Origin of the sequence: Slackia equolifaciens (assembly GCF_003725995.1) — a bacterium.
In the GTDB taxonomy this organism is placed as follows: domain Bacteria; phylum Actinomycetota; class Coriobacteriia; order Coriobacteriales; family Eggerthellaceae; genus Slackia; species Slackia equolifaciens.
Map to the genome: position 1 here is coordinate 189,181 of NZ_QIBX01000002.1, position 24,378 is coordinate 213,558.

The 24,378-nt window shown below is 59.8% G+C and carries 31 protein-coding genes; 2 read left to right on the top strand and 29 right to left on the bottom strand.

Annotation, left to right across the window (positions count from 1 at the left end; genetic code table 11):
* Positions 1–45 precede the first annotated feature (45 nt).
* Positions 46–2,046: a cytochrome C oxidase Cbb3 gene (locus tag DMP06_RS02655; RefSeq protein ID WP_245962340.1), complete on the bottom strand. Its 2,001-nt coding sequence runs from the start codon at positions 2,044–2,046 to the stop codon at positions 46–48.
* 30 nt (positions 2,047–2,076) lie between these two features.
* Here DMP06_RS02655 and DMP06_RS11675 point away from each other — a divergent pair, with 30 nt between their 5' ends.
* Positions 2,077–2,259, top strand: a complete 183-nt coding sequence (locus DMP06_RS11675) for a hypothetical protein (protein WP_245962341.1) — start codon at positions 2,077–2,079, stop codon at positions 2,257–2,259.
* A gap of 146 nt (positions 2,260–2,405) precedes the next feature.
* Here the strand turns inward: DMP06_RS11675 and DMP06_RS02660 are convergent, their stop codons facing one another.
* From DMP06_RS02660 to DMP06_RS02770, 23 genes are all read right to left on the bottom strand, one after another.
* Positions 2,406–3,032 (bottom strand): adenylate kinase, encoded by a 627-nt coding sequence (locus DMP06_RS02660; RefSeq protein ID WP_123208192.1) that lies wholly within the window; start codon positions 3,030–3,032, stop codon positions 2,406–2,408.
* A gap of 152 nt (positions 3,033–3,184) precedes the next feature.
* Positions 3,185–3,961, bottom strand: coding sequence for a type III pantothenate kinase (locus DMP06_RS02665; protein ID WP_123208193.1), 777 nt, complete (start codon positions 3,959–3,961; stop codon positions 3,185–3,187).
* A gap of 34 nt (positions 3,962–3,995) precedes the next feature.
* On the bottom strand, positions 3,996–5,192 hold the full coding sequence (coaBC, locus tag DMP06_RS02670; protein WP_245962342.1) for a bifunctional phosphopantothenoylcysteine decarboxylase/phosphopantothenate--cysteine ligase CoaBC: 1,197 nt from the start codon (positions 5,190–5,192) through the stop codon (positions 3,996–3,998).
* Between the two features lie 268 nt (positions 5,193–5,460).
* Positions 5,461–6,741, bottom strand: a complete 1,281-nt coding sequence (gene secY, locus DMP06_RS02675) for a preprotein translocase subunit SecY (protein WP_123208194.1) — start codon at positions 6,739–6,741, stop codon at positions 5,461–5,463.
* Entirely contained in the window at positions 6,735–7,184 is a 450-nt protein-coding gene (gene rplO / locus DMP06_RS02680) for a 50S ribosomal protein L15 (RefSeq protein ID WP_123208195.1), read from the bottom strand. The genes secY and rplO overlap by 7 nt, the downstream gene beginning before the upstream one ends.
* A 165-nt stretch (positions 7,185–7,349) precedes the next feature.
* Positions 7,350–7,742 (bottom strand): helix-turn-helix domain-containing protein, encoded by a 393-nt coding sequence (locus DMP06_RS02685; protein WP_220092528.1) that lies wholly within the window; start codon positions 7,740–7,742, stop codon positions 7,350–7,352.
* 74 nt (positions 7,743–7,816) lie between these two features.
* Positions 7,817–8,005 carry a 50S ribosomal protein L30 gene (gene rpmD, locus DMP06_RS02690; RefSeq protein ID WP_123208197.1) on the bottom strand — a complete coding sequence of 63 codons (189 nt, stop codon included), beginning with the start codon at positions 8,003–8,005 and terminating at the stop codon, positions 7,817–7,819.
* Positions 8,006–8,008: 3 nt separating this feature from the next.
* Positions 8,009–8,548 (bottom strand): 30S ribosomal protein S5, encoded by a 540-nt coding sequence (gene rpsE / locus DMP06_RS02695; protein WP_123208198.1) that lies wholly within the window; start codon positions 8,546–8,548, stop codon positions 8,009–8,011.
* A 17-nt stretch (positions 8,549–8,565) separates the two neighbouring features.
* Complete coding sequence (gene rplR, locus DMP06_RS02700; protein ID WP_123208199.1) at positions 8,566–8,934, bottom strand: 50S ribosomal protein L18; 369 nt, start codon at positions 8,932–8,934, stop codon at positions 8,566–8,568.
* A gap of 26 nt (positions 8,935–8,960) precedes the next feature.
* Entirely contained in the window at positions 8,961–9,506 is a 546-nt protein-coding gene (rplF, locus tag DMP06_RS02705; protein ID WP_123208200.1) for a 50S ribosomal protein L6, read from the bottom strand.
* Between the two features lie 18 nt (positions 9,507–9,524).
* Positions 9,525–9,923: a 30S ribosomal protein S8 gene (gene rpsH / locus DMP06_RS02710; RefSeq protein ID WP_123208201.1), complete on the bottom strand. Its 399-nt coding sequence runs from the start codon at positions 9,921–9,923 to the stop codon at positions 9,525–9,527.
* 102 nt (positions 9,924–10,025) lie between these two features.
* Positions 10,026–10,211 (bottom strand): type Z 30S ribosomal protein S14, encoded by a 186-nt coding sequence (locus DMP06_RS02715; protein WP_123208202.1) that lies wholly within the window; start codon positions 10,209–10,211, stop codon positions 10,026–10,028.
* 66 nt (positions 10,212–10,277) lie between these two features.
* Positions 10,278–10,823 carry a 50S ribosomal protein L5 gene (gene rplE / locus DMP06_RS02720; protein WP_123208203.1) on the bottom strand — a complete coding sequence of 182 codons (546 nt, stop codon included), beginning with the start codon at positions 10,821–10,823 and terminating at the stop codon, positions 10,278–10,280.
* A 135-nt stretch (positions 10,824–10,958) separates the two neighbouring features.
* Positions 10,959–11,288, bottom strand: a complete 330-nt coding sequence (rplX, locus tag DMP06_RS02725) for a 50S ribosomal protein L24 (protein ID WP_452586044.1) — start codon at positions 11,286–11,288, stop codon at positions 10,959–10,961.
* A gap of 14 nt (positions 11,289–11,302) precedes the next feature.
* Positions 11,303–11,671, bottom strand: a complete 369-nt coding sequence (rplN, locus tag DMP06_RS02730; RefSeq protein ID WP_123208204.1) for a 50S ribosomal protein L14 — start codon at positions 11,669–11,671, stop codon at positions 11,303–11,305.
* A 39-nt stretch (positions 11,672–11,710) separates the two neighbouring features.
* The gene (rpsQ, locus tag DMP06_RS02735) at positions 11,711–11,974 is read right to left on the bottom strand and encodes a 30S ribosomal protein S17 (protein ID WP_123208205.1); all 264 of its coding nucleotides are present in this window, start codon (positions 11,972–11,974) and stop codon (positions 11,711–11,713) included.
* Between the two features lie 16 nt (positions 11,975–11,990).
* The gene (gene rpmC / locus DMP06_RS02740; RefSeq protein ID WP_123208206.1) at positions 11,991–12,200 is read right to left on the bottom strand and encodes a 50S ribosomal protein L29; all 210 of its coding nucleotides are present in this window, start codon (positions 12,198–12,200) and stop codon (positions 11,991–11,993) included.
* Positions 12,200–12,622: a 50S ribosomal protein L16 gene (gene rplP / locus DMP06_RS02745; protein WP_123208207.1), complete on the bottom strand. Its 423-nt coding sequence runs from the start codon at positions 12,620–12,622 to the stop codon at positions 12,200–12,202. The genes rpmC and rplP overlap by 1 nt, the downstream gene beginning before the upstream one ends.
* Positions 12,623–12,639: 17 nt before the next feature.
* Positions 12,640–13,347, bottom strand: a complete 708-nt coding sequence (gene rpsC, locus DMP06_RS02750; protein ID WP_123208208.1) for a 30S ribosomal protein S3 — start codon at positions 13,345–13,347, stop codon at positions 12,640–12,642.
* 3 nt (positions 13,348–13,350) lie between these two features.
* Complete coding sequence (rplV, locus tag DMP06_RS02755; RefSeq protein WP_123208209.1) at positions 13,351–13,692, bottom strand: 50S ribosomal protein L22; 342 nt, start codon at positions 13,690–13,692, stop codon at positions 13,351–13,353.
* A 14-nt stretch (positions 13,693–13,706) separates the two neighbouring features.
* On the bottom strand, positions 13,707–13,976 hold the full coding sequence (gene rpsS / locus DMP06_RS02760) for a 30S ribosomal protein S19 (protein WP_123208210.1): 270 nt from the start codon (positions 13,974–13,976) through the stop codon (positions 13,707–13,709).
* 25 nt (positions 13,977–14,001) lie between these two features.
* Positions 14,002–14,835 carry a 50S ribosomal protein L2 gene (gene rplB / locus DMP06_RS02765; protein ID WP_123208211.1) on the bottom strand — a complete coding sequence of 278 codons (834 nt, stop codon included), beginning with the start codon at positions 14,833–14,835 and terminating at the stop codon, positions 14,002–14,004.
* Positions 14,836–15,558: 723 nt separating this feature from the next.
* The gene (locus DMP06_RS02770; RefSeq protein ID WP_123208212.1) at positions 15,559–16,476 is read right to left on the bottom strand and encodes a malate dehydrogenase; all 918 of its coding nucleotides are present in this window, start codon (positions 16,474–16,476) and stop codon (positions 15,559–15,561) included.
* A 443-nt stretch (positions 16,477–16,919) separates the two neighbouring features.
* Between DMP06_RS02770 and DMP06_RS02775 the strand changes: the two genes are divergently transcribed.
* Positions 16,920–17,648, top strand: a complete 729-nt coding sequence (locus DMP06_RS02775; RefSeq protein WP_123208246.1) for an aspartate/glutamate racemase family protein — start codon at positions 16,920–16,922, stop codon at positions 17,646–17,648.
* Positions 17,649–18,142: 494 nt separating this feature from the next.
* Here the strand turns inward: DMP06_RS02775 and DMP06_RS02780 are convergent, their stop codons facing one another.
* The 5 genes from DMP06_RS02780 to DMP06_RS02805 all read right to left on the bottom strand — a co-directional run bounded on the left by DMP06_RS02780 (position 18,143) and on the right by DMP06_RS02805 (position 24,373).
* Entirely contained in the window at positions 18,143–18,787 is a 645-nt protein-coding gene (locus DMP06_RS02780; protein WP_123208213.1) for a lactate utilization protein, read from the bottom strand.
* 12 nt (positions 18,788–18,799) lie between these two features.
* A complete protein-coding gene (locus DMP06_RS02785; RefSeq protein ID WP_123208214.1) occupies positions 18,800–21,325 on the bottom strand; it encodes a DNA topoisomerase I in 2,526 nt (841 codons plus the stop codon).
* 228 nt (positions 21,326–21,553) lie between these two features.
* Complete coding sequence (gene nrfD / locus DMP06_RS02790; protein WP_123208215.1) at positions 21,554–22,525, bottom strand: NrfD/PsrC family molybdoenzyme membrane anchor subunit; 972 nt, start codon at positions 22,523–22,525, stop codon at positions 21,554–21,556.
* A gap of 4 nt (positions 22,526–22,529) precedes the next feature.
* On the bottom strand, positions 22,530–23,207 hold the full coding sequence (locus DMP06_RS02795) for a 4Fe-4S dicluster domain-containing protein (protein ID WP_245962343.1): 678 nt from the start codon (positions 23,205–23,207) through the stop codon (positions 22,530–22,532).
* Between the two features lie 359 nt (positions 23,208–23,566).
* Positions 23,567–24,373 carry a molybdopterin-dependent oxidoreductase gene (locus DMP06_RS02805; protein WP_123208217.1) on the bottom strand — a complete coding sequence of 269 codons (807 nt, stop codon included), beginning with the start codon at positions 24,371–24,373 and terminating at the stop codon, positions 23,567–23,569.
* Positions 24,374–24,378 lie beyond the last annotated feature (5 nt).

Genomic DNA, 24,378 nt, shown 5'->3' on the forward strand with positions numbered 1-24,378 from the left:
ACCATGGGCTCAACGTTATTCCTCTCCGAACAGCAGAGAGCCGTGTTACGTCCAGAATTGGAACACCTCCAGCAGCGCCTGATACGCCCACGGATACGCCTGGCTCCACCATCCGGCCTCATCGACCAGGCACAACAGGCATGAATACACCACGCCCACCGCAACCACCAAAGGCAGCACGCCCACAAATAAACGCTGCGGCGTCGATCCCGGCTTTAGGTTCTCGTTGAGAATGAATGCCAGAAGCACCGCCGCCATCAGAAGCATGATGCTGAAATCGGCGAAATAGCGCTGCAGAATGCCCGCCACCTCGGCATCGGCGATGCCTATGATCACGCCCGACGCAATAAGCACGCCGATGACGCCCGCCACGGTACGCGTCTTACGCTGGGCCGTGCGCATCTTGAGGATGCGGCGAGCAAACACCAGAATCCACAGGATGGGGAAACAGGCGAAAATGCCCCCGAACGTAGCCTCTTTAACCGTTTGGCCCAGATACGTGGTGTCAAACGGCACGGCCTGCAGGTATGGGAACACCCCGCTCGTAGAAGGCGTCTGGAAAAAGTACGCGAACAGCGCCGGAGCGATGCGTCCTACCGCCATGCCGCGTTTGGTCATGTCGTTTACTGTAAGGTTGTAGTTGGCGCCGAAATCAAGGGGGCTCCCAAAACGAGCGTAGTTGTACCACATGATAAACGCCAGCACGATGGCATATGGCGCAATCAGACATGCGAACTGGCGCACACCCGCGGCAGTCTTGATGTGGCCCTCGGTAATGAACAAACGCCAGAACAGCGGGAACGCCAAAAAGCTCAGCATCACAATCTGAGGACGACAGCCAACCACGAGCGCCATGCACAGCGACCCCGCGAAATACCACCCTTCAGGACGCTTGCTGGAGCGCCCCACCATCCAAAAGTACAAACCCCATACGGAAAACGCCAAGGCCAGCATGATAGGAAGCGAATAGAACGTGGGGAATTTGAGCAAATACAGCACGCCGCAGCATGTGACGAGCGCCACCTGGAGAAGCAGGTACACGCCTACGCTCACGCGCTTGAAGTGATACCGCGCAAAACGGTCAAGCAGCGCCGACACGCCCGCCACGAATGCAGCCATGCCGATAATCACCCCGATTGCCGTGGGGAAATTCGCCCCGGTGAGCAGATAGAACGGAAGATAGAACACAAGCATCGGCACCACTCCGAAATACACGTAGTAGTGCCCCTCGTAATACGCCACGTCCCACAGGTAGTTCTCGCCCGTCTCCTTGACGGCCTGGTCGCGCGCGCCGCGGTCGTAGGGGTCTTCCATATTCTGAAGCCAGTTGGGCGGCTCCTCCTCAAGATACAGCTTGCCGTTTGCCATGCTCTTCGCAAGCTCGGCGTACTGCTGGGCGTTGTCGCCTCCGGCTTCGAACGTGTTCACGACGCTCACGCCGTCCCACGACCCGCTGTTGTACGTGGCGGTAGCAACCCCCACCAGGTTGGATCCCATGAGGGTGAACGATGCAGCAAGCCAAATCTCCACCACCGCAGCGCCGATGACGGCAATCTTGGAGCGGTGCGGATGCTCTTTGATATAGGTGCGATAGAGGCTGCTCTTGGGGCGGAACGCATAGCACAACACCAGGACGAACGCTGCGAGCCCGAAACGCATCATGTTAAAGGAGAACGGCTCGGGCGCATTGATCTGGATGCTGTTCAGGTATACCGGATATACCGTTTCGTCGTCGCCAATCTGGATGCGGAGCATGCCCATCTCGCCCGAAGCGTTCAGGTTGAGATACTCGCTCTCGTCGTTGTTGGTAGCCACATAGGTCACGGGCACGCCGGACGTGTATTCGGTATCGTCGAAATAGGTGGAATGCGCGTCGTCGGTGAACCAGATTTTCACGGGCACGTTCTGGGCCGATTGCCCACCGTCGAAATCAAGGCGCACATTATGCACCTCAACGCCTAAATAATCGAATTCGACCGTATTATCGGATGCCGCCACACGGAAGCGTCCGTCTGAAGTCTGGGCAAGGTCGATTTTGGCATCCAACGTGACCGTCTCCCATGAGAGGGAGCGCCAGTGGTTGAAGTTGAAAACGAATGCCTCGCACAGGGCAGCGCATGCCAAAATAACGCAGACAACCTTGGCGAAATGCCGCATCTGCGGGTGATGGGTGGCGATGAACTCGCGCAGCAATGTGAAAAAGGCACGCATGGGGGATATTATACCGTCGTTCCGCCAATCGACAGCAATTCTCAATGAAACGCTACGACCGAGGCCGCAGCGCATCGTCTCATGGACGAATCGTACGAAGGTCTTCCAGACATAAAAGAACCTCCCGTTTCTCATGTCCAAGAAACGGGAGGCAGTTCACGCACGGGGCGTTGTTCGCTTTAAGCCCTTTTGCCCTAAAGCTTGAGGAGCTTCTTCACGTCGGCATACACCGTGTCAACGGGGCGATCGCCATCGACGTCGACCAGAACGCCCTGCTCCTTGTAGTAGCCGATGAGCGGAGCGGTGCTCTTCTCGTACACAGCGAGGCGGTTGCGCACAGTGGCCTCGTTGTCATCGTCGCGCTGGTACATCTCGCCGCCGCACTTGGGGCAGGAGGCGTCGGCGGTGGTGCCGATATAGCCGCATTCCTTGCAGCAGCGACGCTCGGTCAGACGCTTCACGATGACTTCAAAGTCTACGTCGACCAGCAACGCGGCATCCAGCGGGCGCTCGATCTTCTTGAGCAGCTCGTCCAAGGCCTCCGCCTGGGCGGTGGTGCGAGGGAAGCCGTCCAGAATGAAGCCCTCGGCGGCATCGGGCTGCTGCAGGCGCTCGTTCATCAGGTCGATGATCAGGCTGTCGGGCACAAGATCGCCCGCATCCATGAATGCCTTGGCCTTCTTACCCAGCTCGGTCTGGTTTTTCACCGCGGCGCGCAGGATGTCGCCCGTGGAAATGTGCGGAGTACCGAACTCCTCGACGAGCTTGGAGGCCTGGGTGCCCTTGCCGGCGCCGGGAGCGCCCAACAACACGATGTTCATAAACCGGTTCCTTTCGTTTTGTTCACAGTGTTTCTATTGTACGACGCGAGTAGCAAAAATGACAGCCTCGCCAGGCAAGCGGTACAGAAGTCTCAAGGCTGGCAGACCCTCAAGGCAATGCGTTCGTACAGACATCTGCAGCATTTCGGCCGTTACGCTGAAACGCTGTTAAGCTCATGAAGATCCCAAAGACCTTTCAGCAGCAGATCGGGGTCATGCACCGCCGCCCCCCGACAGGCGGGCACGATGAGCTTCGACACACCGCCCGTGACAACGGCAGTCACCGGCTCCCCGAGCTCGTCGGCGATGCGGGCGGTAAGCCCGTCGATAATCGCCGCATTGCCATACACCATGCCGCTGCGCATGCAATCCACCGTTTCGCGGCCGACAAGACGCTTCGGCTGCTCGAATTTGATGAACGGCAGCTGCGAAGCCTTCGCGGTGAGCGCGTCCTGCGAAATCACTACGCCCGGCATGATGATGGATCCCATGTACACCTTGTCGGCGCTCACCACCGAGCAGGTGGTAGCGGTTCCCATATCGTAGATCGCAAGCGCGCCGTCGTAGTCGTTCACGGCACCGGCTGCATCGGCGATCATGTCGGCGCCAAGACGCTCGGGCGTATCCATGTCGATGGAAAAGCCCAGATTCATATCGTGGCGCACCACCATGGGGTCCTTCCCCGCCATCGCATGCACCGACGCCACCACCGAATCGGTGAGCTCGGGCACGACGGAGCTCACTATGGCTCCGTCCACGCTGGAGAAGTCAAAATGCTGCATGGCAACCAGCGCTTCAAAGCTCTCCATGAATTCTTCCACCGTGCGACGCTTATCGGTGGGAAAGCGGATATGCGAGGCCAGCTGACCGCGCTGAGGCATAAGCCCCATGACCACGTTGGTGTTGCCTATGTCTACCGTGAGAAGCATTGAAGTCTCCTTGTCCATGCATCCATGCGCCCGGCTACGCCAGGGGCTCAATCGAGAAAAGCTCGGTTAGCAGCCTGTCTGCCGCTTCCTCTTTGTCCATAAGGGGCAGATCCACCTCGCCGTGGCGCGTGATGAGCGTCAGATGATTGGTGGCGGTGCCAAAGCCGGAGCCGTCCTCTTTAAGGCAATTCGCGCAAATCATGTCCACGTTCTTGCGGCCGAGCTTTGCGCGGGAGTTCTCCAACACGTCACGCGTCTCCATGGAGAAGCCGCACAGCCGCTGGCCAGGTATGCGATGCGCTCCGAGCCACGCGAGAATATCCTGCGTGCGCTCCAGCTCGATCGCCATGTCGCCATCCTTCTTCTTCACCTTGTCAGACGCAACGGTCTTGGGGCGATAGTCCGCAACCGCGGCGGCCTTGACAATGGCATCGCATTCGGACGCGCGCGAGGTCACGGCCCCGAACATGTCCTGCGCGCTCACGATGTCCACGCGCTCGACCCCAAGCGGGGTCTCAAGATTGACCTTACCGGCCACAAGCGTCACGTTCGCACCGCGCATAGCCGCACGCTTTGCGATGGCGAAGCCCATACGACCCGTGGAATGGTTGGTGATGTAGCGCACCGGATCGACGGATTCCTGCGTGGGCCCGGCGGTCACAAGAACGCGCTTGCCTTTAAGGTCCTTTTTGCCCGCGCAGGCGTAAATCACGTAGTCGCGCAGCGTTGTTTCGGGGGGAAGCTTGCCCGCTCCCACCGCGCCGCACGCAAGCACGCCCGACGCCGAGGGAATCACCGTTATGCCCCGCGCCGCAAGTGTATCCAGATTGGCTTGAGTGGCCGCGTTGGCGAGCATATTGGAGTTCATGGCGGGAGAAACCAGCACGGGACAGCTCGAGGCCTGCACGGCGGCGCACACCGCGTCGTCGGACATGCCCAGCGTCAAGCGCGCAGCCGTATTCGCCGAAAGAGGCGCCACGATGATGGCGTCGGCACCCTCGCCCGCCTCGCGAGCCGCGGCAACCGCCTCGGGAGCAAAACCCACGGGCACCTTTTCATGCGTAAGAGCCTCGAACGTCAGATCAGAGATGAACTTAGTGGCCGCCTCCGTCATGACCACGCGCACGCGCGCGCCCTGCTTCATCAGAAGCGATGCCAGATTGGCAGACTTATAGGCCGAAATGCTTCCAGACACGCCCAGTACGACGGTCTTCCCCTCGAGCATTCCCATGGATGCCCCTTTCAGTGTCACAGCAAATGATCTCAAGCATTATAAGATGAACGAGCGCAGAGATGGCAAAGTCTCGTCCGCGCCTGCCTGCATTCGCATAAATAACAGCGAAAGGCCGTCCGGTGCCCCAGGCAGACGTGATGGGGCGAGCGTAGCGTACTTTGGTACGTGAGCTCACGCCAGCGCGGCTGGATGGGGTGCCCGACGGCCTTGCAGCGTTGTAGCGCCTCAAACGAAAAAGCGCCGTCCGGATAGGACGGCGCAATCACTACTTGAAGAAGCCTTCGTAATTGTGCATCTTGAGCTGACTTTCAATCTTGCTCATGGTGTCAAGGGCAACGCCGATCATAATCAGAATGGAGGTGCCGCCAAACGCCGAAATGAGCTGATTGCCGGTGAAGCTGAACAGGATGGACGGGATGACCGCGATAAGTGCGATGTAGAGGCCGCCCGGGAGCGTGATGCGATTGATCACGTTCTTGATGTACTGCGTGGTGGCGGAGCCAGGACGCACGCCGGGGATGAAGCCGCCCTGCTTGCGCAGGTTGTCGCTCGTCTCCTCGGGGTTGAACACCATGGAGGTGTAGAAGTACGCAAAGAACACGATCAGCACCAGGGTGAGAATCCAGTTGATCCAGCCCTGGCTGATAGCGTCAGCCGCAGCGGTGAGCCAACCCACGTTGAACAGCGCCGCAAGCTGCGCCGGGAAGTACAGAAGGCAGCTCGCGAAGATGATGGGAATAACGCCCGCAGCGTTCACCTTCAGCGGAATGTAGGTGGTCTGACCGCCCATCATGCGACGACCCTGGATGCGCTTGGCGTAGTTCACCGGGATGCGGCGCTGCGCGCGCTCCATGAAGATGATCGCAGGGACGCAGGCAAGCACCACGATGATGATCAGCGCGGTCACCGCCAGGCCCATGCCGAAGTCACCCGTCAGGTTGAGGGACGAGAAGATGGCACCGGGAACCTGCGACACGATGGACGTGAAGATGATCAGCGACATGCCGTTGCCCACGCCACGCTGCGTGATGAGCTCTCCCATCCACATGATGAGCGCCGTACCCACCAGAAGTGAGAACACCACGATCACGTTGGTCACCATCTCGGGCACCTGATCGGAGAACACCACGCCATAGGCGCTGCTCTTGAACAGGAACAGGTAGCCGATGGCGTTGATCAAGCCCAGAACCAGCGTCAGGTAGCGGGTGATCTGGGTGATCTTGCGGCGACCCGTCTCGCCCTCACGCGCCCAGCGGCCCACAGCGGGAATGACGCCCTGCATGAGCTGCATGATGATCGACGCGGTGATGTAGGGCATGATGCCCAGCGAGAACACCGAGAAGTTGGACAACGCGCCGCCGGTGAACAGGTCCAACATCACCATGCTGGCGCCGCTGTCGGCAAATGCGTTGGCGAATTCATTAAACGGAATGCCCGGCACCGGAATGCCCGCACCCAGGCGGTACAGCGCCAGGATGCCCAAGGTGAACAGGATCTTCTTGCGAAGCTCCGGCACCTTGAAGGCTTCGATGATCGACGTTAGCAAGGCTGCTCGACCTTTCCTCCGGCCGCTTCGATCTTCGCCGCGGCGCTAGCAGAAACCTTATCGACCTTCACGGTCAAGGGCTTGGTGATTTCGCCGTCGCCCAGCACCTTCACCAGCACGTCGACGTTCTTGATGATGCCGGCATCCACCAGAGCCTGATGGTCAACCACGGCACCGGCCTCGAACCTGAGGTCGAGACGGGAAACGTTCACGGGAGCGTACTCGACGCGGTTGGGGTTGCGGAAGCCAGGCAGCTTAGGCAGACGCATAGCCAGAGGAGTCTGGCCGCCCTCGAAGCCATTGCGCTTGCCGCCACCGGCACGAGACTTCTGACCGTTCATACCACGGCCGGCGGTCTTGCCGTAGCCAGAACCATTGCCGCGACCGACGCGCTTGCGCTTCTTGGTAGAGCCCTCTGCGGGAACGAGATCCTTGAGTTCCATGTTTCATTTCCTTTCGCTTTTTTCGGACGAGGAATTTCCCCGCCTCAGCCGACAGCTCGCTCGTCGGCCAACTCAAATTGCCTGCTTGCGCCAGGACGCACTTCGCCCCTTAAAACGCAAGCTTTGCAATGATACAAGAAAATCCCGCCTCAAGGGCGAGATTTTTTAGGATTTCATGCTTTCATCTCTGCTTTCGAACGCCGCCTCCCCACGGGCTCGAAACTCGCGCATCCAGCGCTTCACGATGTTGCGGTTCGTAATCCCATAACGCTCCATCACGTCCACGGTTGCGATGCCGTTGAGCCGGTCGCGCACAGCGGCTAGCTTCACCTCGCTGGAATATGCGATATGCCTACTGCTGCAAATGCAACACTGCTCGGTGCCGATCGCTTTCCAGGCGTACATCCAATCGCGAACCGCCTGCCGATTGATACCCAACCCGGTCGAAACCGCTTTGTAGCCCCATCCCTGCTCAAACAGCAGCGCTGCGTTTCGCCTCTCTCTGCTCCCCTCCCCGCCACAATCCCCTCCCCTTTGCCATGATACGATTTGATGCAAACAAAAAACGCCGGCACTGTAGCCGGCGCAAGCTTGTACATGAAAAGAGGCCGCCCATTGGACGGCCTCAATAATTAGTCTTCCACAACCTCGACGAGGTGTTTGACCTTGAAGATCATGCCACGGATGGACGGATTGTCCGGCTGATCGACGGTGCGGCCAATCTTGCCAAGGCCCAGAGCCTTCAGGGTCTTGCCCTGATCGGCCTTGCGACCGATGGCGGAACGGGTCTGGGTGATGTGGAGGGTCTTAGCCTCAGCCATGGTTTAAGCCTCCTTCTTCTCGGACCAGCCGTAGATCTCGCCAACGCTCATGTTGCGGCGAGCAGCCACTTCATTGGCGCTGGAGAGGCCCTTGAGGCCCTCAGCGGCGGCCTTGACGATGTTCATCGCGTTGTCGGAGCCCAGAGACTTACCGAACACGTTCTCGACACCGGCGAGCTCCATCAGAGCACGAACCGGGCCACCGGCGATAACGCCGGTACCAGGGGCAGCAGGCTTCAGGAACACGCGGCCCGCACCGAACTCGCCCATGATCTCGTGAGGCAGGGTCTTGCCTTCGGTCAGAGGCACGGTGAACATGTTCTTCTTAGCGTCTTCGATGCCCTTCTTGATGGCAATAGGCACTTCCTGGCTCTTGCCCATGCCAACGCCAACACGACCATTGCCGTCGCCCACGACCACGAGCGCAGTCAGAGCGAAGCGGCGGCCGCCCTTGACGACCTTGGAAACGCGGTTGATGTAGACCACGCGCTCCTGAAGCTCAGGAACGGCGGACTGATTCTTTTCTTCTTTACGAGGAGCCATAAATGTCCTATCCCTTCCTAGAACTTCAGACCGGCTTCGCGAGCGGCCTCGGCCAGCGCCTTGACGCGGCCATGGTACAGGTTACCGCCACGGTCGAACACGATCTCGGTGATACCGGCGGCCAGAGCCTTCTCGCCAGCGATCTTGCCGAAGGCAGCAGCGCCCTCGACGTTAGCGCCGGACTTGCCGGTTGCCTTGAAGTCCGGGCCGAGCGTGCTCACGCCCAGCAGGGTCTTGCCGGCTACGTCGTCCACGAACTGAACGTAGATGTTAGAGTTGGAGCGCGTGACGCAAAGCCTCGGACGAGCGGCGGTACCGGAAATCTTACCGCGCACGCGACGATGGCGACGAGCCAGCGCAGCTTGCTTCTTCATGAGTTTCTTCATCGTAAAAATCCCTTCACGCCTTTAAGCTACTTGTCGCCCTTGGCGGCCTTGCCCAGCTTGCGGCGGACAACTTCGCCCTCGTAGCGGATGCCCTTGCCCTTGTAAGGCTCAGGCTTGCGCCACTTGCGGATGACAGCGGCGGTCTCGCCCACCTGCTGCTTGTCGGCGCCGTTCACGACGATGTGGGTCTGATCAGGCACCTCGAACGTGATGCCCGCGGGGGGCTCCACGATGACGGGGTGAGAATAGCCCAACTGCATCTCGAGGTTGGAACCCTTGAGAGCGGCGCGATAGCCGACGCCCACGAGCTCGAGCTTCTTCTGGAAGCCGTTGGACACGCCCTCGACCATGTTGGCGATGAGGGTACGGGTCAGACCGTGGAAGCTCTTAGCCTGACGGGAATCATCGGGACGGGTCACCACAATCTGGCCGTCCTCGAGCACGACAGTCATCAGAGTGTTGAAGTCGTAATCGAGCTCGCCCTTGGGGCCCTTGACGTGGATGTGGTTGCCCTCGATGGACACTTCGACTCCGGCAGGAACCGGAATGGGGTGCTTACCGATACGAGACATATCTAGCTCCTTCCTTTCCTACCAGATGTACGCGATCACTTCGCCGCCGACGCCGGCCTTGCGGGCGTCGCGGTCGGTCATAACGCCCTTGGACGTGGACACGATGGCGGTGCCCAGGCCGCCCAGCACGCGGGGCAGCTCGTCCTTGCCGGCATAGATGCGCAGACCAGGCTTGGAGATGCGCTTGATGCCGCGGATGACCTTGGACTTCTTCTCGCCGTACTTCAGCGTGATCTCGAGGATGTCACGAGGCTGGTTCGGGATGATCTCGAAGCCCTGGACATAGCCCTCTTCGGTCATGATGCGGGCGATTTCGGTAAGCTTCTTGGAAGACGGCATGGAAACCGTAGCCTTACCGGCAGAGTTAGCATTACGCACGCGCGTAAGCATATCTGCGATGGGATCGTTCATGCTCATGTGTTGTTTCTCCTTTGGTTCGTGATGAGCGCGATCGGAGGTACGCAATGGCGCCCTTAGCGCGTGCGCCTTACCGACCGGCACATGGACGCAACTTCTAGCTTACCAGGAAGCCTTGGTCACGCCGGGCAGTTCGCCTTTGTTAGCGAGTTCACGCAGGCACACGCGGCAGAGTCCGAACTTGCGATACACAGAGTGCGGACGGCCGCAGCGAGTGCAACGGGTGTACTTGCGAGTCGAGAACTTCGGCTCGCGCTTCGCCTTGGCGATCATCGACTTTTTTGCCATGCTTTTCCTTCTTTCCTATTTCTTCACTCGACGGCAATCGAGTAGAAACCAAAATCAGTGGGACGCCTACTTCTTGAACGGGAATCCAAGGGCGTCCAGAAGGGCCTTGGCATCCTCGTTGTTGTCAGCGGTGGTAACGAACGTGATGTCCATACCGCGGGTACGATCGATCTTGTCGTACTCGATCTCGGGGAAGATCAGCTGTTCGGTGATGCCGAGGGTGTAGTTGCCGCGGCCGTCGAAGGACTTCGGCGAGATGCCGCGGAAGTCGCGCACGCGGGGTAGAGCCGTGGACAGCAGGCGGTCCAGGAACTCCCACATGCGGTCGCCGCGAAGGGTGACCTTGCAGCCGATTGCCTGGCCCTGGCGAATGTGGAAGCCAGCGATGGACTTCTTGGCGCGCGTGGCGCAGGGCTGCTGGCCCGTGATCACGCGCAGGTCGGCCATGGCGGCGTCGAGCTGCTTGGAATCGTGAGCGGCCTCGCCCACGCCCATGTTCACGACGATCTTCTCAAGGCGGGGAACCTTGTTGATGTTGTCAATGGCAAGCTCTTTCTCGAGCTTGGCGACGATTTCGGTGGTGTACTTTTCCTTCAAACGAGGAGTAGCCATCTTGTATTTTCTCCTAACCGATGAATTAAACGCAGGATTTCCGACCCCGCGTCCCTACACCTGCGTGAAAACACACAGGGAGGGTCATTCTACCAAGTAAGCGGGGATTTTGAAACCCCCGCTCACAAAGTACATTTATTTCTTCTTGGGCTCGTCGATATCGGCGCCGCACTTCTTGCAAACGCGAATCTTCGTGCCGTCCACGCGCTTGTTGGACACGCGGGTGGGCTTGCCGCACTTGGGGCACACCAGCATCACGTTGGACACGTGAATGGGGGCCTCCACGCTCATGATTCCGCCCTGCGGATTCTGCTGCGTGGGGCGCATGGCCTTCTTCACGATGCCGCAGCCCTCAACGACAACGCGCTGCTTCTGCGGAAGGCTACGCAGGATAACGCCCTGCTTGCCCTTGTCCTTGCCGGCGATGACCTCGACCTTATCGCCCTTCTTGACGTTCATCTTCATGTCTCGCACCTCCCTTACAGCGTTTCAGGTGCCAGAGACACGATCTTCATGTACTTCTTGTCGCGCAGCTCGCGGGCAACAGGCCCGAAGATACGGGTGCCCTTGGGAGCGCCGGAGTTGTCGATCAGGACAGCGGCGTTCTGATCGAAGCGGATGTAGCTACCGTCGTTGCGACGGACCTGCTTCTTCACGCGCACGACGACGCAACGCACGACGTCGCCCTTCTTGACGTTGCCGTTCGGCATAGCTTCCTTGACGCTGCAGATGATGACGTCACCGAGGCCAGCGTAGCGGCGCTTGGAGCCGCCGAGGACCTTGATGCACTGCACCTTGCGTGCGCCGGAATTGTCGGCAACGTTCAGCATGGTTTGCATCTGAATCATTGTGCAATCCTTCCGATACTATCTCAACCTGCAGCGAGATTACTTGGCCTTCTCCACGATCTCGACGAGGCGCCAGCGCTTCATCTTAGACAGCGGACGGGTCTCCATGATGACCACGGTGTCGCCCACGCCGCACTCGTTGTTCTCGTCGTGCGCATGGAACTTCTTGCTGGTGGTCATCATCTTGCCGTACACGGGGTGCGGCTTACGCTCTTCGGTCTTCACCACAATGGTCTTGTCATTGGCCGCGCTCACGACGACGCCCTGACGGACCTTGCGGGAGTTACGGGTCACTTCACTCATATTTCCCACCTAATCCTTACTTCTGTGCGCCGGAAGCGGCGATCTCACGGGCGCGCTGCTCGGTCAGAAGACGCGCGATGTCCTTCTTGACCTGCTTCACGCGAGCGGTGTTGTCCAGCTGGCTGGTGGCCATCTGGAAACGCAGGTTGAACAGCTCGGCGCGAGCCTCTTTGAGCTTCGCGGTCAAGTCGTCAGAGGAAAGTTCACGAATCTCGACGGCCTTCATTATTCAGCCACCTCCGTTTCCTTGGAAACGATCTTGCACTTGATGGGCAGCTTATTGATGGCCAGACGCAGGGCTTCCTTGGCGGTAGCCTCGTCAACGCCGTCGATCTCGAACATGATGCGGCCCGGCTTCACGACGGCAACCCACGCCTCGGGGTTGCCCTTACCGGAACCCATACGGGTTTCGGCAGGCTTCTGCGTGATCGGCTTGTCGGGGAAGATGGTGATCCACACCTTACCGCCACGCTTCATGTAACGGGTCATAGCGACACGAGCAGCCTCAATCTGGCGGTTCGTGATCCAGTGGGCCTCTTGGGCCTGAATGCCCCAGGAGCCGTGGTTGAGCTTGGTGTAGCCCTTGGCACGACCCTTCATGGAGCCACGTTGCACCTTGCGGTGACGTACGCGCTTAGGAGCTAGCATTGCTGAGCACCCCTTTCTTAGCGGTCGTGGCGGTCGTTATTGCGGCGACCGCGGGACGGACGGGAGCTGCCTTCCAGAGCGGGCTGAGGAGTCTTGCCGCCAGGAAGCTTTTCGCCGTGGTAAATCCACACCTTGACGCCGATGGAGCCCATGGTGGTGGCGGCGGTGGAGAAGCCGTAGTCGATCTTGGCGCGCAGGGTGTGCAGAGGCACGCGACCCTCGCGATACCACTCGCGGCGGCTCATCTCGGCGCCACCCAGACGGCCGGCACACTGAATACGGATGCCCAGGGCGCCAGACTTGCGGGCGGACTGGACAGCCTTGCGCATCGCGCGGCGGAACGCCACACGACCCTCGAGCTGCTCGGCGACAGACTGGGCAACCAGCGTGGCATCGAGCTCGGGGCGCTTGACCTCGACGACCTCGATGTTCACGGGGCCACCGACGACCTTGGCGAGCTTCTTGCGAAGAGCCTCAATCTCGGCGCCCTTCTTGCCGATCACGACGCCGGGGCGGGCGGTGGTGATGATGACCTTCACCTTATCGCCAGCACGCTCGATCTCGATCTTGGCGACGGCAGCCTTAGCCAGCTGCTTGTTCAGGAACTTGCGGATCTCAAGGTCGTTCGCCAGGTTCTTGGCGTAGTCCTTGTCTGCGTACCAGCGGCTGCGCCAGTCTTCGGTGATACCGAGGCGGAAGCCGGTGGGCATTACTTTCTGACCCATGCTTTATGCCTCCTCTCGCGGCGCAACGATGACGGTGATGTGGCTGGAACGCTTGCGGATGCGCGAAGCGGAGCCCTTAGCACGCGGACGAATGCGCTTGAGAGTGGGACCCTCGTCGACATAGGTGGCCTTGACGACCAGGTTGCGGGTGCTCATGTGATGGTTGTGCTCCGCGTTGGCAACGGCGGAGTTCAGAACCTTCTCCACGACCTCGGCGACGGCGCGGTCAGAGAAGCGCAGAATCTCACGAGCGGATTCAACCTTCTTGCCGCGGATGAGGTCGACGACCATGCGTGCCTTGCGGGGGCTCACACGCACGTACTTAGCGACAGCTTTTGCTTCCATGTGTGCTTACCTCCTTACTTCTTGCGCTTGTCGGCATGACCCTTGAACGTACGGGTGGGGGCGAACTCGCCCAGCTTGTGACCGACCATGGACTCGGTGATGTAGACGGGCACATGCTTGCGACCGTCATGCACGGCGATGGTGTGACCCACCATTTCCGGGAAGATGGTCGAAGAGCGGGACCACGTCTTGATGACGTTCTTTTCGCCGGCAGCGTTCATCGCAGCGATGCGACCGAGGAGACGCGGCTCAACGAAAGGACCTTTCTTCAAACTTCTGCTCACAGTTACTCCTTAACGTTTAAGTCGCTTACTTGGTCTTGCGGCGACGGATGATCAGGCGGCTCGACGCCTTCTTGGGATTGCGGGTGCGATGGCCCTTGGTGGGAACGCCCCACGGAGTGACGGGATGACGACCAGCGGACTTGTTCTTGCCCTCGCCACCGCCGTGCGGATGGTCGACCGGGTTCATGACGGTACCGCGGACGGAGGGACGGATGCCCTTCCAACGGTTACGACCGGCCTTACCGATCTTGATGTTGGAGTGCTCCGCGTTTCCAACCTCGCCCACAGTGGCGCGGCAGGTGAGCAGCACGCGGCGCATTTCGGAGGAAGGCATACGCAGGATGGCGTACTTGCCCTCCTTGCCCATCAGCTGGATGGAGGTGCCGGCGGAACGAGCCAGAGCGGCGCCCTTGCCAGGCTGGAGCTCCACAGCGTGGATCAGAGTACCCACGGGGATGTCGGCCAGGGGCAGCGCATTGCCGGGCTTGATGTCGGCGTCAGAGCCGGAAACCACCATGTCGCCCACCTTCAGGCCCTTGGGATGAAGGATGTAGCGCTTCTCGCCGTCGACGTAGTGCAGAAGCGCGATGCGGGCGGAACGATTGGGATCGTACTCGATGGTCGCGACCTTGGCGGGCACGCCGTCCTTGTTGCGCTTGAAGTCGATGATGCGGTAACGGCGCTTGGTGCCGCCACCCTGATGACGCGTGGTGATACGGCCATAGTTGTTGCGACCCGCTTTCTTGTTAAGCGGCGCAAGCAGCGACTTTTCCGGGGTGCTTCGGGTGATCTCGGAGAAATCCGAAACCGTCTGGAAGCGGCGACCCGGGCTGGTCGGCTTGTATTGCTTGATTCCCATCAAACAACCTTTCTTCCTTGGAGCCCTGCTCGCGTGCCACTCCATGCACGTACCAGGAACTCCCCTTACCTACTGGGAAACGATTGCCGAATGAGGCGCTTATCGAGGAGTGTGCGCCCTCGACTCCGTTTCCACGCGTCCGGGTGTATCCATACACCGCCAGACGCAAATACGACATTATAAAGGCCGATATGGGCCGATGCAAGGATTGTTTTGTCTTCACAAGATGTGCGGATTTAGGAGGGGCGAGCGCCCGACGTTGGAACCGGCGGGCGGAACGCCCGCTGAAAAAGACGCGTTTAGCGTTCCCGCCCAAACGATTCAAGCTCTGATTCCTTGGCATTCGCCGCAGTGCATCGGCATAATGCCTGATGGAACGAATGGCGTCGCAATGGCATATCGAACGGATGCGGCAACATGCGAGAGAGGCCCTCGCTAAACGCGACTTTTTCAGCATAAGGAGGTCTGATTCTCGCTAAACGTGAGTTTTTCAGCATTGCGGGACTCAGCCGAGGCAAAGGCAAGGCAAGGGCCAATTCCGAGGCCGGGCCCAATGCCAACGCCAATTCCAATGCCGAGGCCGAGGCCAATGCCAACGCCAAGACCAATGTGACTAGCTTTCGTCTTTAGCAATTTCGAAGCAACATTGGCCCATCTGCCTCTTTCGATTGCGAACCAGCCCTTGTCCATTGCCCCGCAAAGCTGCCAACGCCCTAAGGTCTGCTACAACGTTGCCAACATGCTTTTAAGGTCTTCCGCGGACGATTGAAGCTCGGAAAGCTCCTCCGCGTTCAAATCGAGCTCGATGATCTCTCGCACACCTTCGCGGCCGAGCACCACGGGCACATTCATGCACATATCATGTATGCCGTATTCGCCGTCAAGCTTCACGCATGCGGTCATCTCCACGCCCGTATCGCGCAAAATGGCCTCAACCATATAAAAGATGCCTGCCGCGGGGCCATAGAACGACGAGCCCGTTTGGAGCAGGTCCACAATCTCGATGCCGGAGTTGCAGGCACGCTCGCACGCTTCGCGGATGTCCTCGGCGCTCATCACGCTGGCAAGCGGCTTGCCGTCAACCGTGCAAATACGCGGCAGGCACACCATTCCCTGCCCATGATTGCCGAGTACCCAAGCCTCCACACGGCTGGGATGAACGCCGAGCTTTTCGCAGATGGCGAACTTGAGGCGCGCGCAATCGAGCCTGCCGCCCATGCCGATCACGCGCGAGGCGGGAATGCCGGCGTGGCTGCAAGCCAGATAGGTGGTCACGTTGAGCGGGTTGCTCACGCAGATGACGATGGCGTTGGGGCTGAGCGCGATTGCCTGCCGCACAGATGAGGTCATGATGCTCGCGTTGGTGGCAAGCAGGTCTTCGCGCGTCATGCCGGGCTTGCGCGCGATCCCGGCGGTTATCACCACCACGTCACTTTCGGCGGTATCGGCGTAATCGGATGCACCGCGCACCTTGAGCCCCGAATCGAGCACCGAGCACATGTGCATCATGTCGAGCGCCTTGCCGCGCGCGATGCCCTCGTTGATATCGAGCAGCACGACATCCGCAAGCCCCAATGCCGCGATATGCGATGCCGCCGTAGCGCCCACGTTTCCCGCGCCGATGATACTGACTTTGGCCATTGCCCTCCCCCGTTCACTCTTGCGCGGCGCGTAGACCCGGCCGTCTTGCGGCTCCAGCGCAAGGCCCACCGATCTTCCATCCATCGAGATTGCGCGCCGCAACCGGTTTTTGCTACCGCAGCGCACGCACCGCGCTGCATGCGCTGCGTTTGATTTCCCGGCAGGATATCCCATTGCGCACATAGCAAAGAGACGATAGGCTCCTTTCCATTACATTTATAATGATGGGAGTACGGCGACGCCGATGGATCGTGCGATGCGAAAAGCCTACGCAACGGATGCGCATGGGGCTTGGGCAGCGGGACCGCAGGCGCTAGACGGCGCGCATGGGGCCTGGGCAGCAAGACCGCAGATGCCGGACGGCGCACATGGCGCTCGCATCATTTGCAGAGAGGCGCGAAATCATCGCGGACAAATTCGACGCCCGGGAAGGAGACCCCGCAATGAACCACCGTTTCAAACTCGGCCTTATTCGTGTGATCACCTGCGACGAGCCTGGCCTTGGAGCACACGGTCGGCTTCTCGAGGCGGCATATCCATTCCTTAGCGTGGAGAGCCGTTGCATTCCCGGCCAGCCCGAAGGCATCCATTCGCATGAAATGGAGTTGGCTGCCGTGCCGAAGATCGTCGACCTGGCACGCGAGGCGTTCGCAAGCAAAGACGCCATCCTGGTGAGTTGCGCCGAAGACCCGGGAGCGCCCGAGATTCGCGCCGCCCTGCCGCGCACCCCTGTGATTGGCGCCGGAGAGGCCGCCTGCGCGATGGCGCTCAGATACGGCAGACGAGTGGGCGTGCTCGGCATCACAGACGTGGCGCCCAAGGCGTACATCCGCATGCTAGGAGAGCCGCTCTTTGACGAAAACGGAGCGCGCATTGCCGATGAAAATACGACGCAAACAGCGGGCAACGGATGCCTAATTGCCAACATCCGCCCGCATGGCGTGCATTCGACGCTCGACCTGCAAACGCCCGAAGGCCGCACGGCATGCATCGAGGGCGCGCGACTCCTGAGAAGGCTCGGCTCCGAGGTCATCGCGCTCGGCTGCACCGGCATGGCCACCATAGGCATCGCGAGCGAACTCGAAGAAGCGGTGGGGCTTCCCGTAATCGACCCCGTGCTCGCCATGGGCGCCTTTGCCGCATTCGAGGCAGCAAAGCGATTAAGCCAATAACATCTGCAACAACGAGCATCCTGCTCCAAGCTCGCGAAGGTTCCAAGCTCGCGAAGGCTCCAAACTAATGAAGGTTTCGGGATCAAGAAGCCGGCAGAGGCGATGGAGCCGCGAAGAGGTCGTCTCGGAATCATAAAAGTCCGGAATCATGAGGCGCCTTAAAACCTTCGCGCATCAGCCAATAGCGAGAAGAGAGTTCAATACTTGCTTCTTGCGTAGTCGATTATCGTTCGAGACAAGTATTGAACTCTTTCGCTCGATTTTTTCAACTTTCGATACGGCTTAGAACGCTAAAGACCAGATGACGAGAGGCGCTCATTTCAGCAACCAGCTCAATAGAGTTCAATACTCGCATTTCGCGCAGTTGGACTGCATTCAGGAGCAGTATTGAACTCCTTTTGCATTTAAGACCAGTTTCGAACTCCGAAACCGCACATGGCAGTTTTCATGCAAACGGCGCAGCGTCCCACTTCGATACGTGCGAAATACTGAAACTAGAAGCCCAAATCCTCCGCGATAAGAATCACCTTGATGCGACCGGCGTGGCGGTTGTGACGCGTGACGACGATGTTGCAGCACATACAGCCCTCGTCGTGGCAGTTGCCGCATACCCCGATGCGCTCGCAGGGCGTTCCCGCATGCAGACGCGTGGCGTTGGGCGGGCAGGACATGGTTCGGATACGCTTCACGCCTGCATCTACATCCTCCACCACCTTGTTCATGCCCACGAGCACGATGACCTGGCGCGGACCGTAGAGTAGGCAGGCCAGACGGTTAGAGTTACCGTCGATATTCACCAGCTCGCCGGCACGCGTGATGGCATTTGCGCTCATAAAGAAGCAATCGGCGCCGAGATGCTTCAGATACATGTCGCGCAGGCCCTCGGCATCGCCGGCAGCCACCGTGGAGCGATCGAGCAGGCGGTAATCCCCCGCTTGGAGCATGGCCTTCACGCCCGTCTGCTCGAAGGTGACCGTGCCGCCCCAGCCGATGGACGACCCCTGCGGCACAAGCGACCTCACCAAGTCGACGGCCTCCTGGGAGCTCTCGCAGAAATAGCCTTCCATGTTGCGGCGCTCGAGCTGCTTGATGATGGTTTTCGCGGTTGCGGCAAACGCCTCTTTGCGCGGATCGGTCATGACGCCCCCTTATTATTTTGCAGTAGCCTTCTTCGAACTAGCCTTCTTAGCGGTCGCGGACTTCGCCTTGGAACCGCCCTTCTTCGCAGCAGCCTTGGCCTCTTTCTCTTCAGCCTCTTTTTCCTTGCCGGGGCAGTTGAAATTGGGGCACAGCTTCCACGGGCCACGCGCCGTTTTCACCACCACCATGGGCGCGCCGCAGTGCTCGCACACTTCCTCGGTGGCGATAAGCTCGCCGTACTGAGGCAGCGGGTAACTGGTGTTGCACTCATCGTAGTTTTCGCAGCGGATGAAGCGCTTCAAAGTGCGCGGGTTCTTGGACGCGATCAGCTTCTTGTTCAGCCCCTTGGCAGCGCACGTGGGGCACGTGCCCACCACCACATCGGGTTCCTGGTTGGTGGGACAGTTGGGATCGATGCACATGATGCGCGGCTTGGAGCGGAAGGCTGTCACCTTGATCTGCGGCATGCCGCAAGTGGGGCACTTCTCCTCCACCGCCTCGATCTTGCCCTTGGGCAAAGGATAGGTCACATCGCAGTCGGGCCAGCCGGCGCAGCCGATGAACATAGAACGCGTCTTGGAGGAGGCGCGCAGTTGCAGATCCTTGCCGCACTTGGGGCACGGGCCCACATACGCGTCGGCGGCCACGGCGTCTGACAGCGCCTCCTTGACCTCTTCGGAATGCGGCAGGAGCTCGCGCAGAACGTCATTCAGAATATCGCGCGACAGATCCACCACCTCACGGCGCGTCTTGGTGCCGTTGGCGATGCCGTCCATGTCCTCTTCGAGCGTTGCCGTCATATCGGGCGTAGTGATTTGCGGTGCGAAACGACCCAGCGCATCGCATACTGCAATCCCCAGCTGACTAGGCTCGATGGGGTCGTTTTGAATGTACTTTACAGTGTATAGACGTTCTATAATCGCATGTCGCGTGGCCTTAGTACCAAGCCCCAGACGCTCCATCTCCTGGATGAGCTTGCCCTGGCTATAGCGCGCCGGCGGCTCGGTCTGCTTCTTGGTGCACGTGGCGCCCTTAAAGTCTACCGTCATGCCCTCGTCGAGCGCGGGAAGCTGCTCGTCCTTCTTGAGACCATAGGGATAGATCGCGCGGAAGCCCGGCTTCACCAGCACGTCGCCGCGCGTGACGAACGGCTCGCCGTTCACATCCACCGTGACCTTGGTGCCCTCCACCACCGCCGCGTCGGAAAGCGTGGCGAGGAAGCGACGGGCGATCAGGTTGTAGAGCTTCCACTCCGGGCCGCCCAGTTTATCGGGATCGGCCGCAGCGGTGGGATGAATGGGCGGATGGTCGGTGGTCTCCTTCTTGCCGCGCGTAGCCGTGAGCGTTCCCTTTTTGAGCAGCTCTTGGCAGTACGGGCGATACGCCGGCACATCGGACAGGCGCTTGACCGTACCCGCCAAATCCAGCGATTCGGGATACACGGTGTTGTCAACACGGGGATAGCTGATGTAGCCATCCATGTACAAGCTTTCGGCGATACGCATGGTGCGCGCAGGAGAAAGGCCCTCGGCTGCTGCGGCGGCCATAAGCGATGTGGTGTTGAACGGCACGGGGGCCGCCACGGTGCGCTTGCGCTTCTCTATTGAGGTTACGGTACCCTTCGTCGCGCCTTCCACGTGCGCCATAACGGCATTCGCCTCGGCTTCGCTCTTGAAACGCGCCGTGGCATGTGTGGCCTCGAACTCGTCGGCGTTATGCGCAAAGCCCGCCTTGATGACCCAATAATCCTCGGGCACGAACGCCATGCGCTCGCGCTCGCGCGCCACGATGAGCGCGAGCGTGGGGGTTTGCACGCGACCGGAGCTGCGCACGTTGCCATAGCCCGCGAATTTCACGATGGTGAGATAACGCGTAAGCACCGCGCCCCAGATGAGGTCGATGTCCTGGCGGCTCTCGCCCGCCTGGGCAAGGTTCTCATCCAGCGCCACCAGATTGGTGAACGCATGCGTAATCTCCTCCTTGGTGATGGCGGAATAGCGCGCACGCGACACGGGAGCGGTCGTGTTGACCTCCTTGATGCAGCTCAAGGCGTCGGATCCGATGAGCTCGCCCTCGCGATCGAAGTCGGTGGCTATGATGATGTCATCCGCCTTCTTGGCGAGGTTTTTCAGACTGCGGATGATGTCCTTCTCTTTAGGGAGCTTCTCGATAGGGGCATAGGCCAGATACGGCAGCGCATCCATCTTCCAAGCACCCATCTGCACGCCGTCGGCCGTGAAAGGCTTGCGCTTGGTCTTGAACGGCGGCTTAGGTAGAAAATCGGGAATGTTGGCCGGACGCACCTCTCCTTCGGCGTTGACGCCCTGCCAACCGTCCTTCTTGCTGTACACAATGGACGGCATGAAGTCGGGTTCGAGGATATGGCCACGCAAACCGATGGTCACCCATTCCTCGCCGGCGCGCTCAAAGCGATAGACGGGCGTGTTGTATACCTTGTCGGCCTTGGGCTTGCCCACTCCCAACAAGTCGGCGATCTTTTGCGCCGCAATGTTCTTCTCGGTAACGACCAGCTTCAACGTGAATCCCTCCGATGCTGATGCGAAATGTGCTCAAACCGCGCGCGGCCGACGGCCTACCAAGGCGGCAAATCCGCGCGTCACAGACGAATCGGTGCATTAGGATACACGATTTTGAGGGTATGATGCCAAACCGAAACCTCGAAAGCATATATATGTAGAGGGAAGGGGCCGATAAAATGGAAAGGGCCCGACTTGCATCGAGCCCATAAACTATGCGGTGCAGAGCTAGCCAATGAGCGACATCACCGTAGTTGCTAGCAATGGCGCATGAACGCCGGCCGCCAAGATCAGGAAGCGCAGCTCGCATCCGCCTACAAGCGCTCCGATGGCGCCCACTGCCATGACGGCATCCTTCGCCCCGTCTTTCTGCTTGTGCAGCGCAAGGCCGGCAATGGCCATCACCAACGGCACGGCCAGGCCGCACGCCACCACCATACCCCAGAAATATGGAGCGAGAACGCCCGAATACAGCATAGTGGCCGACTGGGCGGCGGTTGCCCCGGCTGCGGTTGCCGCATCGGCACCTAGCATGGTGGCCAAGAAGACCGCCAGCACGATAACCTCGAGCACGACAAGCGTCACCACGATGCGCTCCATGAGCGAGCGCGCCTTGGGCGCCAAGCGATCGCGCTTGCCCAATACCACCGAGATGACCTCCACGAGCGCCACGCCGGTATCGAAGGCCGACACCGTAAACAGCGCCGGCAAAAGCAGCGTATCCCACAGGGGCACGCCGCGCGAATCCATGAGCAGCATGCCCGTGTACACCGCCACGAACGCGCTCAGCACGATGCCCACGATGGCAAGCACGCGCCGCAGACCCGCGCCGCGCTTGACGTACCACTTCCAGTGGGCGGCAAGCCATTTGGATGCAGGAGGCGTAGCAAGCACCGCCGAGATGGCGAACACAGCCACCGCACCAAATGCGCCCCATGCGCCGTAGGTCATCCACGACGTGAAATGGTCGAACGCGCTCCACATAAGCATGCCGCGCAACGGGTGGATAAGCTCGGAAAGCAAAAGCATCAGACCGACGCCCAAACTCACCGTGGCGGCCCACATGGAGACGCACACAATCAGCCTATGACGCGTGCGGTCGATGAGGAAGAGCACGGCTGCCATGATGAACGCTCCGGCGCCCATGCCGCCCAAAAACAGGTAGAGCGCAGGCTGCCATCCCCATACAGTCTGAAGCATAAAATCACCCCCTTGATGCGTACGAGATGGAATTACGGATGAGACACGACGGGTTGTTGATTTCCGCCACCAGCACCGCATCGGGCGCCTTGGCCTTCAGCTCCTCGATGGGGCCGTACTCGAGCGCTCCGAAGATGCATGCGCGCACGCAGTTGGGGACATCCCCAGGAGCCACGCCTGCGCCCAGGCAGCAATCGCACTTGTCCATGCCCTCGGGCGTATAGCGCGGCACGTCGTAGGGACACGCCTCATAGCAGTATTTGCAGCCGATACAATCGTTCTTGTTGACCGAAACGATGCCCGCATAGCCCTTGACGATGGCGCCCGCCGGGCACACACGCAAACAGCTGGGCTCGGCGCAGTGCATGCACGAGGTGGACACGGTTACGTCCTGCCCGCGGCTGTCGGTAAAATGCTGGATATGGCGACGATCGGGTTGCCCCTCTTGGATGCCATTGGCCTCGCGGCAGGCGGCTACGCATTTCTCGCAATCCACGCATTTGGATATGTCCACCAGGAAGCCGTATTGGACGCCCTTAGCGTTGGGAGCGTCCTGCGCTTCCTGGGTGTCCTCCGCGGAGGCAGGCGCAGGCAGCGTGACGGCGCCCACGATGAAGGCGGATGCGCCGACAAAAGCCGCGCCCTGCAAAAGCCTCCTTCTTGTCAGCATGTCGTCTAGCATGCTCTCCCCCATTTCTTCTCGCCCCGGCACATGGCCTTGCACGAACCTCGCAATTCTTGCAAACGCCATGCGCCAGGACAGGAGTTACCGTATTTCAAGTTCGATGTGAGCTGACTCCGGGCTCACTTGCCCTGCATCGTTCACGGACCTCACGAGCATCGTATACAGACCGGCGTTTTCCGGCGTGAAAGTGAATGCCCACGTAAGGTTTTGATAATCGTTAGTCCCCTCGGTCGCATAGCGTGTCCAATGCGCTCCGTCGTCTAGTGAAAACTCGATAGCGGAAATTGCATGTCCGAAATCGTAGGCATTGCCCTTGAGCGTCAACGCTTTCCCAACGCGACCGAAAACCCGAGGAATCATTGAACGTCTCCTCCGAACATCACGCCTATATTGGGGAGGTTGCCATAGCCGGCGCGTGCCTCATCGGAATTGGGGCTCGGCGGAGGAGTCTGACGCTCCTCCAACGTGATAGAAACGATATCGCGCGCAAAATAACTCGCCGCAGTAGATCCCAGCCAGAGCTGATTCGTGCCGCCCATAGACTCCGCCAGAGGCGCCCCATTCACGTCGAATACAATCGGACAATAATGCATCTGGATATAATCCAAAGGAAGCGCCACCTCATAGCCATCGGCAGAAGTAAACACTACGGTATTCGCCTCCGCGCTCGGCTCCGCCATGCCGATCATAACAAGAGCGGAAACGCCCGTTACCTCAGCGTTAGCGGCGGCTCGGCCATCTGCAGGATTGCCGGCACATGCGCAACCCAGCAAAAGCGACTGTACGTCATCAGATTGGACGAACTCATCATAAGTTGCCTCGTAAGGATTCGAAACCGCCCCGCTGACTGAAATCGTCCAATCTTCCACCGGCTCCTCAGCATCGGCTACGGCATGAGCGCCGCATAGGTACTTCGACGCGTCACCAAGATTTTTCTTGATAACGTCGTTTGCCGTTGTTTCGCCTTGCGTAAAGGCAAATTCCCCTATGACCTGGCTAACTTGCACGACGTTCGATTCAGCACTCTGCTGATTCTGCTCTTCGGCGGATGCTGTCGGCTGATCGACATCCGCCTGCGTGGCAGCAAGCGCCACCCCGCCCATGCCCGAGAGGGCCATGATGGAGCTCGTCCCTATAACGAGCGTCTTCTTTAAGGCTTTCATCGTTT